The following is a 13,899-nucleotide window of genomic DNA, read 5'->3' as shown; positions in this document are numbered from 1 at the left end:
CGCTGCCCGCTGCCCGCTGCCCGCTGCCCGCTGCCCGCGGCTGGTTGTCGCGATTGCCGTTGTCCACGCCGGCTACTCACTGCCCCGCGCCCGATGTCCGTGCCGGCCGTTCATAGCCACGCGTTCGCTGCCCTGCGCGCGCCGCCGGCCGCTTCGTATTCGCCGCCTTCGCCGTGGCGCCTCGTGCCGGTGCTCGGCTCGTGCCCGTGCTTACCCCGCGCCCGCGAGCTTGCCGTCCGTCGTCCGCCGCTTCTCGCTTGGGGCGCGGCTGGCCGGCGTTGGCCGTCTGTGGGCCGCGTTGCCGCCGTTTGGGCCGGCGTCGTTGCTCCACGTGTTCGTGGGCTGGCGGGCCTCGGCGGGGCGGGGCTGGTCAGCGGCGGGTGGTGGAGAGGGTGACGAGGTACTGGCCGCCGCCGGTGTCGACTGTGGCGGTGAGGGGGAGGTTGGGGGTCAGGCGGGAGAAGCGGTCGACGAGCCAGTCTGCTGCCTCTTGGGCGTCCTTGCGGGCGGGGCAGCGGGCTACCAGTTCGCGGCCGCCCTTGCGGTCGAGGCGGTCGGCGACGGTGATCAAAGGGGCCGGTTCGAGGACGTTGAGGCGGTCGGGCCACGGGATGACCACTTTGACGGCGCCCTTGCGGGTATTGCAGGCGCGGTGGGCGAGGCGCTCGGGGAGTTTGGACTTGCGGTCGGCGGTGCGGCTGTCGACGCTGGGGCCGCGGGGGTCATTGACCGGCATGGCGGGGTCGACCGGCTCGTCGCAGACCCAGCAGCGCCAGCCGTCGCGCTCGGCGACGTCCTGGAGGGTGCTCATCCGGACAAAATAGCCGGAGAGCTCATCCGCGCCAGGCGGCAGGGACCTCGTCCGCACGAAGCAGCCGGGGGCCACGGGCAGACAACGCAGCCGGGGACCACGGCTGGACAGGGCAGCTGGGGGCCACAGCTGGACAGAGCAGCCAGGGGCCACAGGCAGACAACGCAGCCGGGGCCACAGCTGGATGGAGCAGCCAGGGACCTCGGCCGGACGGGACTGGGCGGGACGCTCAGTGGGGGTAGGCGCGGGGGATGCGGGGGGAGATCTCCTCGCGGAAGGCGGTGATGCGGCTGGTCACCTGGCGGCGGCCCCAGGTGTTCTCGAGGCGGTCCAGGTAGAGGCAACGGGCGGCCAGCTTGGCGGCGTCGACGGTGAAGTACATGGCCATGAGGGGGTTCACGAAGAGGCTGCTGCCGGTGGTGCGGCGGGTGAACTGGACGTCGCCGAAGTCGCCTCGGGTGGCGGCGGCGATCTGGCCGTGGACGATGCTGGGGCGGTCGGGGGTGGCGGCCTGGGCGTGGGCGACGGCGTCGCGGTAGAGCTCGGCCTCGCGGCTCGTACCGGGGATGGAGAGCACACCCAGGTAGCCGCCTTCGCGGTCCAGGGCGGCCAGGTTCTCCAGGACTTCGACGCTGGTGACGCCGTCGTGGGCGTCGATGCCGAAACCGAGGCAGGTCACCAGCTTCACCGGTACGTCGAGGGCGGCCACGGCGCCGAGGCTGGTGATGTCCTCGACGGGGGTGCCGAGGTTGCTCTCGTCGCCCCGCAGGAGGATGTCGGTGCCGCCGTCGACGAGCACGATCGCGTCCACGTCGAGGCTCGTCACGAGGTGCTGGTACGCGGCGCGCAGCCGGTCGACGCCGAGCGGCGGGAAGGCGTACACCGTCGAAGGAAGGTCTTGGGTCGCGAGCCAGCGGGCGAGGGTGCGCTCGGGGAAGTACCAGTCGGTGCTCGCCGAGCCGGGAGTCACCGCCGCGACGTTCTCGGCGACCCAGTCGGTCCGGTCGAGCAGGACGAGCTCGGAGAAGGACAGGTTCGCCAGGTGGACCTGTGCTCCGGTGCGCTGCAGGGCGAAGGCCAGCGGCAGGCCCGCGTACACGTCGAAGCCGCCGCCCGCGCCGGCGATGAGGATGCTGCGGGCGCCGGCGAGCGCGGCGAACAGGGGCGGGACGGCGAGGGAGGGATTCACCGCACCATGATCGAGCACGCTTCCGGGTTGCGGGGGGCGGCGGGTACGTTGTGATCCCGTGTCTGAACCCTTGCGACCGGCGGATCCGCGCGACATCGGCCCGTACCGGATTCTGGCCCGGCTCGGGCAGGGCGGGATGGGGTCGGTGTTCCTGGCCGAGGCGCCCGGCGGGCGGCGGGTGGCGGTCAAGGTCATCCGGCCCGAGTACGCGCACGACGAGCAGTACCGCGCCCGGTTCCGGAGCGAGGTGACCCGGGCCCGGCAGGTGCCGCCGTTCTGCACGGCCGAGGTGCTGGACGCCGATCCGGAGCACGCGACGCCGTACCTGGTCGTCGAGTACGTGGACGGGCCCAGCCTGAGCCAGGTCGTCGGCCGCGACGGGCCGCTGGCCGGGGGCAGCCTGCACGGGGTCGCGGTCGGGGTGGCCGCCGCGCTCGCCGCGATCCACGGGGCGGGCGTCATCCACCGGGATCTCAAGCCCGGGAACGTGCTGTTCGCCCTGGGCACGCCGAAGGTCATCGACTTCGGCATCGCCCGCCCGCTGGAGACGACGAGCTTCCACACGCGGGCGGAGGAGGTGGTCGGCACGCTGGCGTACATGGCGCCGGAGCGGCTCGATCCCGAGACCGATCGGCTGCTCACGCCGGCGGTGGACGTGTTCGCGTGGGGTGCGGTCGTCGTGTACGCGGGAACCGGGTGCAGTCCCTTCGGCGGCGACAGCCCGGCCGTCACCGCGGCCCGGATCCTCACCCAGCCGCCGCGGGTGCGGGACCTGCCGCCGTACCTGACGGATCTGGTCGTCGCGGCGCTGGAGAAGGACCCGGCGAACCGGCCCACGGCACCCGAGCTGCTCGACCGGCTGCTGGTCTCCGGGGCGCCGAGCGCGCCGCCGCTGCCCGTCGAGCTGCGGCGCGAGGCGGAAGCGGCCCAGCACTCCGGCCGTTACAGCACGGGCGGTCAGACCAGGCGTACGAGCCGGGGGCGGCGCATCCTCGCCGTCACGGCGGCCGCGGTCACCACGGCTGCCGTCGTGGGCGCCGCCGTGGGCCTGCTCAACCGGGATGATCCGGCCGGGTCCGCGGCGAGCGGTCCCCAGGCCACGGCGAGCTCGCCCGTGGTCGCCGGGCCGGCGATCTTCGACTCGTTGCGGCGCGACGCCGACTTCCAGAAGTGGGACGACGACAACGGTACGTGCACCTACCGTGACGGCTACCGCGTGCGGACGAGCGAGGTGGTGCGGTGCGGCCCGACGCCGGACGACGTGTTCCCCGCGAGCCAGAACGTCGCCGTCACGGTGCGGCTGAGCACTTCGGGGTCATGTGCCGCGATCTGGTTCCGGGCGAAGAGCAACGACGACGTCACCAGCGTCAACGGGTACCGGGTCGCCGTGTGCCCCGACCAGGTGAGCCTGATCGCCGACACGACGGACGAGGGTGAAGTGCCGATCGCGACGGCGGACCACGCCTCCGGCACCGGCGCCACGCATCGCGTCGTGCTCGTCGCGGACGACCAGGAGGCCAGGGTGTCCGTCGACGGCGCCGAGGTCGTCCGGGGCCTGCTCACCGAGACCGCCCTGATCAGCGGGCGCGTCATTCTGGGGGCGGTGGCCGAGGGGGACGGCCGGGCCGACGTGACCTTCACCGATGCGCAACTGCGCTCGGGCACGGATCCCGCGACGCCCGCCGTCCCGGCCTACGCGAGCGGTGACGCGCAGTTCACCGCCGGACTGTGGATGTTCACCAACCCGGCGGGGATGGCTCTCGTCGAGGCGGCGGACTATCCGACCGGGGCGGACTACTGCCGCCGCTTCGGGGTGGACGCGTCGTCGCCCAAGTGCGCGGCTGACTTCGTACCGGTGCGCAGTGCGGTTCGGGTGAATCTTCCCGTCGTGGCGAAGCCGGAGCTCTTCGCCGTCGACAGCGAAGGCCGGAAGTGCCCGCCGGTCGACCTCGCGACGCTGGCGGGCACCTGCGAGGTGAGCCCGGACGAGTTCAACACGTCGTACGGCGGCCCCTCGCCGACACCCGTGCTCGTGACGATCCGCAACGGCGCAGTGACGGCGGTGGCCAAGCTCGACGTGTCCTACTGAGGGGCGTCAGAACTCGTCGATGCGGCGGTCCTGATCGGGGCAGACGGTGTCGACGGCCAGGTGGACGAGGCGGCGGGCGGTCCGGTCGTCGACGGCCCCGGGGTCGAGCGTGCGGACCTGGGCGAGCACGGTGGCGCTGTCGCGGCCGGCGGTCAGGTCCGCGCAGGTCTGGTCAGCGAGCGCGGCGAGCTCGTCGTCGCGACGGTCCACGGCGAGCGCCGGGAACTCGCGCTGGACGGCCGCGACGAACGCCGGCGTGCCTGCCGCGGCCGCCCGGGCCTGCTGCGCGTGCTTGCCGGGCCGGGCGTCCAGGTCGCCGGTGCTCTCCAAAGCGGGCGCCCCGCCGGCCGGGTCGCCCGCCGCCGAGCCGGGTGCTGCCGGCTCGCCTGCCGCGGGGGCTCCGGCCTGTGCGTCGGCTGATCCGGGTGCTCCGGTCTGCGGGCCGGCGGTGACGGGGGCTCCGGCGGACATGGGGGAGGGAGCCGGTTCCGCGCAACCCGCGAGGGTCGTGATCAGGGCCGTCGCGACGAGCCACCGCTTTGTCATGTCACGGTCAACGGAGCACGGGGCGTACAGGTAACCCACAGAGTGCTCACCGGAGGCTGACAAGAGGCCGGGCAACAGTGAAGTCATCACCGCTTCACGAAGGCAGGCGCGTCATGACGGATCTGTTGACCCGGCCCCACACCGACTCCGGCCGGCACGGCTACGAGGTGCCGCCCACCGTGCCCCCGCTGCCGCCGCACGTGCTCAGCCACCGGGGTGACGGCAACCCGCGCCGGTGGCCCCGGCGCCTGGCGGGCGGCGTGGCGCTGCTCGCCCTGATCGGCGGCGGGGGAGCGACCGGCGCGGTGGTGGCCGAGCACTACGCGGGCACCCCGGCCGTGGCCGCGAGCGCCACGACCACGCGGACGGCGACCGCCACGAGCGCGACGGCCGAGGACACCGATCTGGCCGCGGTGGTCGCGAAGGTCCAGCCCAGCGTCGTCACGGTCATGATCGACGGGCGTACGGCCTCCTCGCTCGGCTCCGGCGTCGTGCTCAGCGCCGACGGGCTGGTCCTGACGAACAACCACGTGGTCGAGTCCGGTGGCACGGCCAGCATCCGGCTCGCCGACGGGCGTACCGTCCCGGCCGAGGTCGTCGCCACGGACACCACCCACGACCTGGCGCTGGTGCAGGCCACCGGCGTCACCGGGCTGACCCCGGCGACGTTCGGCACCGACGACTCGGTGGCCGCCGGGGACACCGTGCTGGCCTTCGGCTCGCCGCTCGGCCTCGAGGGGACAGTCACCTCGGGCATCGTGTCGGCCTTCGACCGTGAGGTGAACACCGGCACCGAGAAGCTCACCGGCCTCCTCCAGACCGACGCCGCGATCAACGAGGGCAACTCCGGCGGCGCCCTGGTCGACGTCGACGGCAAGGTCATCGGCATCAACGTCGCCATCGCCACCGCCGACGACCAGAGCACCGGCAGCGTGGGCCTCGGCTTCGCCATCCCCGCCGGCACGGTCACCCAGGTCGTCGAGCAGCTCGAGGCGAAGGCCGGCCTCAACTGACGCGGGCGGGCCGGCGAGCGGCTCGCCACCGACGTCGTGAAGCGCGCCGAGGCGCCGGGCGCGGTGGACACCGCCTGGCGCCCGGGGCGGGCCGGAGCCCGGCGATCCTGGTCCGGAACAGGCGCCGGGCCGCGTCCCGCCGATCAGCCGGGCGGCAGCGGAAAGCCCCGGCCCGAGACGGGGCCGGGGCTTCCGGGTAACACGCGTCAGCCGGCCAGGTGGCCGTACTCGGCCTCCAGGCGGCGCCAGGGGCCCTGGGCGACCGCGCGGCCGCCGATGAGGACGACCACCTTGTCGGCCTTGTCGAGCGCCGCGCGTTTGGAGGTGGAGCCGACCACCGTCACGCCGTGGGAGCGGAGGGCTTCCCAGAGGGACAGCTCGGTGGTCACGTCCAGGGCCGAGGAGATGTCGTCCGCGACCAGCAGCTCGGTGCGCGGGGCGAGGGCCCGGGCCAGGGCGAGACGCTGGAGCTGGCCGCCGGAGAGGCGGGTGCCCTTGTGCCCGATGACCAGCTGGAGGCCGCCGCCGGCGACGGCGAGGTCGTGTTCCAGCTGGGCGGTGGTGACGGCGTCGGCGGTGTCGACCTCGTGGCCCAGCTCGATGTTGTCCGCGATCGTGCCGGAGAGCACGCGGGGGAGCTGGGCGACGTAGCCGACCTGGTTGGGGCGCAGGAAGGTGTGCGGCTCGTCGACGGGCCGCTCGTTCCAGCGCAGGTCGCCGGTGTGGTGCACGATGCCGGCCAGCGCCCGGAGCAGCGACGACTTGCCGGCGCCGACGGGACCGACGACCAGGACCAGCTCGCCCCGGTCCACGGTCAGGTCGATGTCCTGGGCGCCGACCGTGCCGTTCTCGTGGACCGCGCTGAAGCCCCCCAGCCGGAGCTGCCGCAGCGGCTCGCGCGGCGCGAGCGGGGGCGCGTCCGCGGTGCCGGCGTCGATGTCCACCCCGGGCACCGACGACGAGTACGCGGTGACGCCCGTCATGGACACCGTCCGGCGCGTCCACACCCGGGCCGACGGGAAGTTGGACACCAGCGACGCGGTGGTCCACGCGAACCAGCGCGCCGAGCCGAGCACCGCCACCGCGATCAGCGTCGCCGCCGACGACATGCTCCCGTTGAGGTAGAGCGCCCACACGGCGATCGGCAGCAGACCGCTGAGGATCGCCGGCGTGGAGCGGGCCCACACCTGGATGGCGATCTCGCGGCGCTGCAGCTCGCTGCGCGTGGTGTCGAGACCGGCGAGATGCTCCAGCACCGGGTTCGTGGCACCGGACAGCTTCACCGTGCGCGCGGCGGACAGCGACGACACGAGCGCCGTGGCGAAGGCGGCGCGGGCGGCGACCGTACGCCGGGCGGCCTTTTCCAGCCGCGGGCCGAACAGCGTCGCGGCCAGGCCGGACACCACCATCGTCCCGACGAAGAACAGGGCCGGCACGATCGACTGCGACGCCGCCGTCATCACCACGATGGTGACGATGGCGACCGCGTTGTCGATGAGGTTGTCGGCCAGCATGACCACCCGCTCGGTGTCGCCGCCCTGGGCGACGACCTCGGCCGGGGTGTGCTTGCTGATCCGGCGCGGCCCGATCTGCCCGTGCGTCAGGCGCAGGCTGATCCGCAGCATCTGCCGGACCCACCATTCCGGGAACCAGGCGCCCGTGAAGTAGAGCGCCGGGGTCGCGATCAGCAGCGCCGAGGCGATGCCGACGGCCGGCCACAGCGGGCTGCCCACGCCGTCGACCACGTGCGACCAGAAGAGCGGCAGCACGGCGCCGTCGAGGCCGAGCACCACGAGCACGATGAACAGGCCGACCGCGCCGATGCCGTACCGGGCGTCGTTGGTCGTCAGGCGGAAGATCTCGCGCATGGTGCGGGCCACCGGCTCCGGGGGGAGCGGCGGCGGGTCGGCCTTCGGGAGGTTGTTGCCCAGCTCGGTACGCGCCGGTTCACCGGGTTCGCCAGCCTCCAGGTCGCCCGCCTCGGAGCGTTCCAGCACGGCCACGCCGCCGCCGGTCCGCGCCGGGGCGACCGCGTGCGAGGTCGCCAGCAGCTCGGCGAAGCGCCGGGACTCGGCCATCGGGCCGGCCTCCAGGACCGTGCCGTCGGCGAGGACGATCACCTCGTCGCAGCGCTGCACCGACGACAGCCGGTGCGCCACGATCACGCCGATGCGACCGGCGAGCAGCCGGTCGGTGGCGCGCTGGACCCACGCCTCGGTGACCGGGTCCATCCGGGCGGTCGCCTCGTCGAGGATCACCACCCTGGGGTCGCGGACCAGGATCCGGGCGAAGGCGACGAGCTGCTCCTGACCGGCCGACAGCACGTAGCCGCCGTCGCCCAGCCGGGTGTGCACGCCGTCGGGCAGCGTGTCCACCCAGGCGGTGAGGCCCAGCTCGGCCAGCGCGTCGCCGGCGTGCGGCAGCAGCTCCGGGTCGAAGAGGGCGATGTTCTCGGCCAGGGTGCCGGCGAGGATCTCGGTGCGCTGCGGGACGATCGCCGTCCACCGGCGCAGCCCCTCGATGTCGAGCTCGGTGACGTCGGTGCCGCCCAGGAACACCGTGCCGGCCGGGACGTCGACCGCCCGGGTCAGCACCTTGGCCAGCGTCGACTTGCCGGAGCCGGTCCGGCCCACCAGCGCGTACGAGCGGCCGCGCGCGAACGACAGGTTGATGTCGCGCAGCGCCGCCGGGCGGTCCGAGCCGGCTTCCCCGTACCGGAAGGTCAGGTCCCGCACGACGAGGTCGCCGTCGGCCGGGGCCAGGCCGCCGGTGGGCTCCTGCGGCACGTCGCGCAGCAGCTGCACGCGGCCCCAGGCGCCGAGCGCGTTCTGCAGCTCGGGGACCATGCGGGTCACGTGCTCGAGCGTGCCGCCGAAGCCGAGGGCGAGGAGCCAGACCGCGGTCAGCCGGGCGCCGTCGATGTGTCCCGCCAGCAGGGCCCACGCGCCCGCGACGACCAACCCCGCGATCAGGGTACGGGTGAGAGCGCCGGCGCCCATCGTGATGCGCGACGAGTTCCGCCACACCCGCCGTCCCCGGCGCAGCACCTCTTGAGCGCGCTGGGCGTAGAGGCGGCGCACGTACGGCGCGGCGAGGCTGGTCCGCACGTCGTCCTGGCCGTGGATGCCCTCCTCCATGACCGCGGCGAGGTCCGACCAGGCCTCCTCCTCGGCGATGCGGATCGGGCCGATGCGCTGGATCGGCTTGTTCATCGTCACCGCGAGCAGCACCGACACGACGACCATGGCGACCGCCGCGGGCCACCACGCGAAGAAGGCCGTGACGATCGACAGCGCCGCCACGGCGAGCGACTGCGCCAGCCGCACGCCGCTGCCGCGCAGCTCGGAGCCGACCTGGTAGACGTCGCTGTCGATGCGGTCGAGCAGCTCGCCGACCGGGGTGTTCTCCAGCGTGGGGACGTCCTGGCCGAAGGCGACCCGGCACAGGCCGCGGCGGGCCGAGGCGGCCCAGTCGGCGGTGAGGCGCGCGGCCATCAGGCCCACCGACACATCGCTGAGCACCGAGGCGACCAGCGCGACGGCGAGCAGGCCGAACAGCGGCCCGGACCGGTCGACGAGGACGGGGCCGGCGAGACCGAGCGCGGCGGCCGATCCGGCGGCACCGAGCACGATGAGGAGGGCGATCAGGGCGGTGCGACGGGGCGAAGTCGCCCATAAGTCGCGTAGCAGGCGCATACGTCGTCCTCGGTCGATGGGTAAGGCGGTGTTCTCATCCTGCGGCGAACCGCCCGGGCAGCTCAACGCAATTACGTGGCCGGGATGAGTCACCTGTGTCACGTGCGCGCGACCAGCGGCGGCTCGCTGTCCGGTTTGCGCCTTACGCACCTGTGACGGCCACCACAAATGGCTTTCTCATCATGTGGACTTCGCGTTTCCGCGACTCTCCTTTCCGCGATCACGCATTGACGCCGGACAGTGACCTCTCGGCCCCCGGGGAGGGAAGGGTACGCGTCGCTGCACGATGCATCCCCACGTCCGCGTCGATGCTGATCATGCGGGCGCCCGGCGGTTCGGACGCGCCTCACCTCCCTGTTTGGAAAGGTGTCGAAGGCGCACGGACGGTCGCGAACGCCCCGCCGGGCAAGGCCCGATTCCGTGACGCGACGGAAAAAGAATGGAAACATGCCCTGGTCGCGGGCGTTATGAATTTGATGCATCGAGCAGTTTTCTCACGACCAACTTCGCGCCTACCGTGCTCCCCGGATCGCAACCGCGAATCGCACTCAGGTGGAGGTGAACGACCGCGTGGAACCGCTGATCGACGAGGAGGCCCGGCTCGCCGGGCAGGGATCGGGGACGACTCTCGCGACGGCCGCCGCCGACGTGGCCGTCCCGCCCCGCGACCGCCGGCGGGGCAAGTCACCGACCGCGATCGCGCTCGGCCGGCTCCGCCAGGACCGGGTGGCGATCGTCTGCGGCGGCGTCTTCCTGTTCTTCGTGCTCGTGGCGATCTTCGCGCCGCTGCTGGCCAAGCTCGAGGGCCAGGACCCCTACACGCTGCACCAGGAGCTCACCGACGACTACGGCTTCCCGACGATCGGCCCGACCGCGGAACACTGGTTCGGCGTCGAGCCCCGGCTGGGCCGGGACCTGTTCGCCCGCTGGGTCTACGGCGCCCGGCCCTCCCTGATCGTGGCCACCTCGGTCACGGTGATCACCACGGTCATCGGCGTCGTCGCCGGGCTGATCGCGGGCTTCGCCGGCGGCTGGATCGACCGGATCCTGAGCTGGGTCATCGACTTCGTGCTCAGCCTGCCGTACCTCCTCTTCGCGATCGCCCTGCCGAGCGTGCTGCTCGCGGTCTTCGTGGGCACCGCGGAGGAGGCCTCGGGGGACGACGTCTCCCGGATCCGCTTCTTCTCGCTGATCCTGGTGCTGTCGCTCTTCGGCTGGGCCGGTCTCGCCCGCCTGATCCGCGGCGAGGTGCTGTCACTGCGTGAGCGGGAGTTCATCGCGGCGGCCAAGGTGCTCGGCGTCCCGACCCGGACGGTGCTCTTCCGCGAGCTGCTCCCCAACCTGGTGGCGCCGATCGTCATCTCGGTCTCGATGGCGCTGCCCGGCTACATCGTCACCGAGGCCGGCCTGACCTTCCTCGGCGTCGGCCTGACCGAACCCACGCCGTCGTGGGGCGTGACGATCGCCTCCGCGCAGAACTTCTACAGCGCCGACCCGCTCTACCTGTGGCTCCCGGTCGCCGGCATCACGATCCTGGTGCTCGCGCTGAGCCTGCTCGGCGACGCCGTCCGGGACGCCTTCGACCCGAGAACGCGCCGCTGAGACGCGCCCCCCGGCCCGCACCCGCATTCCTGAACGACCTGTCCGCACCACCCCACGCGCCGCGACGAACAAGTCGTGGTGCGGGACCACCCTGCCCCCGGCACGACCGGCCCCGAAGAAACCGGCACCCCCGGCGATGAGAAGAGGAAATATGGCAAGGCGCTTGCAAGCGGCCGTGGCGGTCTCGGCCGCCGTGGTCCTCGGACTCGCGGGCTGCGGCAGCCCGTCGTCCAACAACGCGGAGAAGAGCGACACCGACACCGGCAAGATCGAGACGCAGACGATCTCCGTCGACCCGGACGCCAAGGGCCCGGCGCCGGCGATCGAGGGCGCCCGCACCGGCGGCGTCGCCACGGTCTACTCGCAGAGCACGCCGAACACGTTCGACCCGACCGACACGTACTACAGCGACTCGCTCGCGATCGGCCGCCTGCTCTACCGCACGCCGACCCAGAACGCGATCCGCGACGGCAAGTCGGTGCTCGTGCCCGACCTGACCGACCTCGGCACGGTCTCCGGCGACAAGCTCAGCTGGACCTTCAAGCTGCAGCCCGGCCTCAAGTACGAGGACGGGTCGGAGATCAAGGTCGAGGATCTCGCGTACGCGATCAAGCGCTCCTTCGCCGAGGACTTCGCCAACGGCCCCAAGTACCAGCTGACCTACTTCAAGGACGGCGACAAGTACAAGGGCCCCTACGCCGGCGGCGACTCCTACGCGGGCGTGGAGACGCAGGGCACCGACACCCTGGTCATCCATCTGAGCAAGCCGTTCGCGGACCTGCCCTACTACCTGACCTTCCCGGTCTTCTCGCCGATCCCGAAGGCCAAGGACACCAAGGGCGAGTACAAGAACAAGCCGATCTCCTCCGGCCCGTACAAGTTCGAGAGCTACACGCCGGGCGTCGAGCTCAAGCTGACCAAGAACACCAACTGGGACGCGAACACCGACCCGGTGCGCCACCAGTACCTCGACGGCTACGACTTCAAGTGGGGCGCCGACTTCCTCAAGTCGCAGGCCCAGGTGCTGCAGAGCAACGGCCCCGACGCCAACGCGCTGGACTACACCGACCTCGACGCCTCCTTCGTGCCCCAGGTGACCGGGGAGAAGAAGGCTCAGCTGATCCAGGGCGACAGCCCCTGCACGTACAGCTTCCAGATGGACGTCAACAAGATCCCGCTGGAGGTCCGCAAGGCGATCGCCAAGGCGTGGCCCTACGACCAGCTGTGGAAGGCCGCCGGTAACTCGGACCTGACCGCCGAGCGCGCCAGCACGGTCCTGCCGCCGAGCGTCCCCGGCTACGAGAAGTACGCCCCCGTGACCGACCTGACCGGCTCGGGCACCGGCGACCCCGCGGGCGCCAAGAAGCTGCTCGAGGCGGCCGGCAAGACCGGCTTCGAGGTCAGCTGGTACTTCGACAACACCAAGCCCGTCTCGCAGCAGACCACCCAGGTCAAGAAGACCGCCCTCGAGGCGGCCGGCTTCAAGGTCAAGGCGATCGGCGTCACCACCGCCGAGCTGCGCACCAAGATCTCGGACTACTCCGCACCGGTCAACTTCGGCCAGGGCCCGCAGGGCTGGTGCTCCGACTGGCCGTCCGGCGGCTCGTGGCTGCCGGTCCTCTTCCAGTCGCACTCCGTCGCCGACGGCACCAGCTGGGGCCAGCGGCAGGACAAGACCGTCGACGCCGCGATCGACGCCGTGGCCGCCCTCCCCGCGGAGGAGGCCACCGCGAAGTGGGCCGAGCTCGACAAGCAGATGACCGAGCAGTACCTCTACATCCCCTTCTACTACACCAAGGCCGCGAACGTCATCGGCACGAATGTCGGCGGCGCCTCCGTCGACCCGTCCGGTGGCATGCCCGCCTTCTTCAACCTGTTCCTGAAGAGCTGATCGGTGGCGGCGGCCCGGCCCCGGGCCGCCGCACCCGCCGTTCCCCTCGTCCCGCTCCGGCGCCACAGGAGTTCCCGTGCTGCTCTACATCCTGAAACGCGTGCTCAGCGCGATCTCCGTCGTCTTCGTGGCGCTGGTGGCCAGCTTCGCGTTGTTCTTCCTGGCCCCGACCGACCCGGCCGGCGTCATCTGCGGCAACCGCTGCACCCCCGAACGCGTGGCGGACATCCGCAGCAGCCTCGGTCTCGACGAGCCCCCGGCCGAGCAGATCACCGGCTACATCAAGGGCATCTTCGCCGGCCGCGACTTCACCAACGGCGGCACGGTCCAGCACTGCGACGCGCCGTGCCTCGGCTACTCGTACTCGCTGGGTCAGCCCGTCACCAAGCTGCTGGCGCAGGCGGTCCCGGTCACGATCTCGGTCGTCATCGGCGCGGCGGTGGTCTACCTCTTCCTCGGTGCCCTGCTCGGCACGATGGCCGCCCAGCGCCGCGGCAGCCCGTCGGACAAGCTGCTCATGGGCTCGGCCATCACGATCAACTCGATCCCGTACTTCGTGTTCGCCTTGCTGGTGGCCCTCTACGTGACCGTCCTGCCGCACCCGCAGTACACGTCGTTCCTCAGCAACCCGATCGCCTGGGCGGGCGGCCTGGTCGCCGCCTGGCTCACGCTGGGCGTCACCAACACCGCTTCCTACACCCGGTACGCGCGGGCGTCGATGATCGAGTCGCTCGGCCAGGACTTCGTGCGCACCGCCCGCTCCAAGGGCATCAGCGAGCGTCGCGTGGTCTACCGGCACGGCCTGCGCGCCGCCCTGACCCCGCTCGCCACGATCTTCGGCATCGACCTCGCCGGCCAGCTCACCGGCGCCCTGTTCACCGAGTCGATCTTCGGCCTGCCCGGGCTGGGCGTGCTGACGCTGCGCGCCTTCAACCAGTACGACCTCCCGGTGCTGATGGGCTGCGTCCTGCTCGGCGCCGTCGTGCTGGTCGTCATGAACCTCGTCGTGGACATCGTCTACACGTTCCTCGACCCCCGGGTCCGGCTCGGATGAAAGGCGGCA

9 protein-coding genes are annotated in these 13,899 nt (G+C 72.2%); 5 read left to right on the top strand and 4 right to left on the bottom strand.

Annotated elements, in window-relative coordinates; all coding sequences use genetic code 11:
- Positions 1-370: 370 nt before the first annotated feature.
- Together RAN62_RS40525 and RAN62_RS40520 are read right to left on the bottom strand one after the other, a co-directional pair.
- A complete protein-coding gene (locus RAN62_RS40525) occupies positions 371-811 on the bottom strand; it encodes a hypothetical protein (RefSeq protein ID WP_305790217.1) in 441 nt (146 codons plus the stop codon).
- 229 nt (positions 812-1,040) lie between these two features.
- Positions 1,041-2,000: a DUF1152 domain-containing protein gene (locus tag RAN62_RS40520; RefSeq protein ID WP_305790216.1), complete on the bottom strand. Its 960-nt coding sequence runs from the start codon at positions 1,998-2,000 to the stop codon at positions 1,041-1,043.
- A 58-nt stretch (positions 2,001-2,058) separates the two neighbouring features.
- Between RAN62_RS40520 and RAN62_RS40515 the strand changes: the two genes are divergently transcribed.
- The gene (locus RAN62_RS40515; RefSeq protein ID WP_305790215.1) at positions 2,059-4,089 is read left to right on the top strand and encodes a serine/threonine-protein kinase; all 2,031 of its coding nucleotides are present in this window, start codon (positions 2,059-2,061) and stop codon (positions 4,087-4,089) included.
- Positions 4,090-4,095: 6 nt separating this feature from the next.
- On the opposite strand, the gene RAN62_RS40510 is transcribed toward RAN62_RS40515, so the two are convergent.
- Positions 4,096-4,635: a DUF732 domain-containing protein gene (locus RAN62_RS40510; protein WP_305790214.1), complete on the bottom strand. Its 540-nt coding sequence runs from the start codon at positions 4,633-4,635 to the stop codon at positions 4,096-4,098.
- A 113-nt stretch (positions 4,636-4,748) separates the two neighbouring features.
- Between RAN62_RS40510 and RAN62_RS40505 the strand changes: the two genes are divergently transcribed.
- The gene (locus RAN62_RS40505; protein WP_305790213.1) at positions 4,749-5,648 is read left to right on the top strand and encodes a S1C family serine protease; all 900 of its coding nucleotides are present in this window, start codon (positions 4,749-4,751) and stop codon (positions 5,646-5,648) included.
- 206 nt (positions 5,649-5,854) lie between these two features.
- Here the strand turns inward: RAN62_RS40505 and RAN62_RS40500 are convergent, their stop codons facing one another.
- A complete protein-coding gene (locus RAN62_RS40500) occupies positions 5,855-9,343 on the bottom strand; it encodes an ATP-binding cassette domain-containing protein (protein ID WP_305790212.1) in 3,489 nt (1,162 codons plus the stop codon).
- 570 nt (positions 9,344-9,913) lie between these two features.
- Here RAN62_RS40500 and RAN62_RS40495 point away from each other — a divergent pair.
- The 3 genes from RAN62_RS40495 to RAN62_RS40485 all read left to right on the top strand — a co-directional run bounded on the left by RAN62_RS40495 (position 9,914) and on the right by RAN62_RS40485 (position 13,890).
- Positions 9,914-10,945 (top strand): ABC transporter permease, encoded by a 1,032-nt coding sequence (locus tag RAN62_RS40495; protein WP_305790211.1) that lies wholly within the window; start codon positions 9,914-9,916, stop codon positions 10,943-10,945.
- Positions 10,946-11,096: 151 nt separating this feature from the next.
- Positions 11,097-12,836: an ABC transporter substrate-binding protein gene (locus tag RAN62_RS40490; RefSeq protein ID WP_305790210.1), complete on the top strand. Its 1,740-nt coding sequence runs from the start codon at positions 11,097-11,099 to the stop codon at positions 12,834-12,836.
- A gap of 76 nt (positions 12,837-12,912) precedes the next feature.
- Positions 12,913-13,890: an ABC transporter permease gene (locus RAN62_RS40485; protein ID WP_305790209.1), complete on the top strand. Its 978-nt coding sequence runs from the start codon at positions 12,913-12,915 to the stop codon at positions 13,888-13,890.
- Positions 13,891-13,899 lie beyond the last annotated feature (9 nt).

This window comes from Symbioplanes lichenis (genome assembly GCF_030709675.1).
Taxonomy (GTDB): Bacteria; Actinomycetota; Actinomycetes; order Mycobacteriales; family Micromonosporaceae; genus Actinoplanes; species Actinoplanes lichenis.
The sequence above is the reverse complement of the archived record's forward strand: the minus strand, read 5'-3'. Positions and strand labels throughout refer to the sequence as shown.